The sequence below is a fragment of the Moorena sp. SIO4E2 genome (assembly GCF_010671945.1).
Classification (GTDB): Bacteria; Cyanobacteriota; Cyanobacteriia; order Cyanobacteriales; family Coleofasciculaceae; genus Moorena; species Moorena producens.
In genome coordinates this window covers 1-1,906 of the sequence record NZ_JAAHIE010001025.1, presented here as the reverse complement: position 1 = coordinate 1,906, position 1,906 = coordinate 1, and the positions used below count along the sequence as shown (strand labels likewise).

Here is a 1,906-nt window from a genome sequence, read left to right as displayed (position 1 = left end):
CGAGCTACACTGCTGCTGGATTCTTTTCCATAAGTCCGTGGTAGTAAGCGCTACTGTGGCTTGGGAAGAAATGACCCGCTGCTGTAATTGGGCAATAGCCTGTTTCGACCGGGGGGGATTAGCGGTCTGTTCCTTTTTGTGAAGTACACGAAAACCAGCAATATACCTATCCGTGGCATCAGTATTATTCAGATACGGATTGTATCTGGATGGCGATCGAATATCACCCGATTAAACGTTCTAACTGAACCGTTAGATATTGATGTCTTCTCTTATTGGTTTTACTTTCCCGGAAGATTCCAAAGTTGCCAATTGCTCATTGAGCAGCTATAAATACCTCAGCCAAAAAGCTGAGAGGTCACAACTAAAAAGTATTGTTAGCTTATTGAAGAGTTATAAAAAGATAGTCTATGATTTCTATAAGTATTTTGGGACGTTTGAAGTGGTTAAAAGCTGGGATAGTAACTGCGATCGCAATCGGGCTTTGCTGGGCGTGTTTTTCCGCTCCAGTACTTGCAGATGCTTCTGTTGGGAACGCGGAACCGAGCTTGAACACCAATTTGGTAGCCTATTATAACTGGCGTGCCGATGAAACAACAGAGGAAACGAGAAAGGTATGGGAACACCACATTAATGCATGGGCAAACTCCGACCTAGAGGACATTATCTCTGACTATTCCGAAGACTCCATCTTGATTCTCAACAACACAGTTTACAAGGGTATTGACCAAGTAGCCTGCGTTTTTGACAGTCTTTTTGAAATATTTGCAGATGGCAATAATATAATCGTTCCTGAAACGATCGAAGGTGAAGTTATTTAGCCGGGGACGTACAAGTCGAAAGCCCCGCATTTTTAAACCGGGGATGAAGACTCACAGCGGCTTTAGCCGCCTTGAGAAAATATTCTAAAAATGTTCCGTAATTTTACTATAGATGTTGTAGAATAAATTAAGAGCGGTAGAGGTCGATAACCGATGATTATTATGGAATTCAAAGTCAAAGGAAAAAAGAGTCAATACTCAGCAATTGATGAGGCTATCAGGACAGTAAAATTCATCCGTAATAGCTGTATCAGGTTATGGATGGATAATAAAGGAACCAACAAATTTGATCTCAGCAAGTACAGTAAAGTATTGGCTCATCAATTTCCATTTGCTAATGAGTTAAACTCAACGGCTCGCCAGGCTGCCTCAGAAAGAGCATGGTCATCGATCGCCCGTTTCTATGACAACTGCAAAAAGAAAGTACCTGGAAAGAAAGGATTTCCCCGATTCCAAAAACACTGCCGTTCAGTCGAATATAAGCAGTCAGGATGGAAACTTTACCCTGATAAAAAGTCAATAACATTCAGCGACAATAAAGGGATTGGAAAACTTAAGCTCAAGGGTACATGGGACTTGTGGCGCTTCGACAAGAAGCAAATTAAGCGAGTCAGGATCGTAAAAAGGGCTGATGGCTACTATGTCCAATTTTGCGTGTCAGTTGATAACAACGAGGAAATAGAGCCATCAAAAAAGACTATCGGGTTAGACGTAGGGCTAAAAGAGTTCTATACCAATTCTGATGGCAAGACAGAACCCAATCCCCGTTTTTACAGGACTGGGGAAAAGAGATTAAAGTTTTATCAACGCCGAGTTTCTCGGAAAAATAAAGGCAAGGCCGTAGGCCACGCTTCGCGAACAGCCAATCGTAAAAAAGCAATTAATAGACTAGCTAGGCATCACCTTAGTATAAGTAGGCGACGTGAAGAGCATGCCAAGAGACTGGCACGCTGCGTAGTCCGGTCTAACGACCTGGTGGCCTATGAAGATCTAAGAGTTAAAAATCTAGTAAAAAATCATTGTCTGGCTAAGTCTATTAATGACGCAGGTTGGTATCAGTTCAGGAAGTGGTTGGAGCATTTTGG

Annotated in this window: 3 protein-coding genes; all 3 read left to right on the top strand. The window is 42.2% G+C overall.

Translation table 11 applies throughout. The annotated features are described in order from the left end of the window. Positions 1 to 138: 138 nt before the first annotated feature. A complete protein-coding gene (locus F6K37_RS40185) occupies positions 139 to 333 on the top strand; it encodes a hypothetical protein (protein ID WP_287256867.1) in 195 nt (64 codons plus the stop codon). 77 nt (positions 334 to 410) lie between these two features. Further along, positions 411 to 821 carry a hypothetical protein gene (locus tag F6K37_RS40180; RefSeq protein WP_287256865.1) on the top strand — a complete coding sequence of 137 codons (411 nt, stop codon included), beginning with the start codon at positions 411 to 413 and terminating at the stop codon, positions 819 to 821. 153 nt (positions 822 to 974) lie between these two features. Continuing rightward, positions 975 to 1,906 (top strand): RNA-guided endonuclease InsQ/TnpB family protein (locus F6K37_RS40175; RefSeq protein WP_287256864.1); only part of this gene is annotated, 932 nt, incomplete at its 3' end.

Excerpts from the sequence above, each read along its gene's own strand:
- F6K37_RS40180 (WP_287256865.1), top strand. The coding sequence starts at position 411 with ATGATTTCTATAAGTATTTTGGGACGTTTGAAGTGGTTAAAAGCTGGG.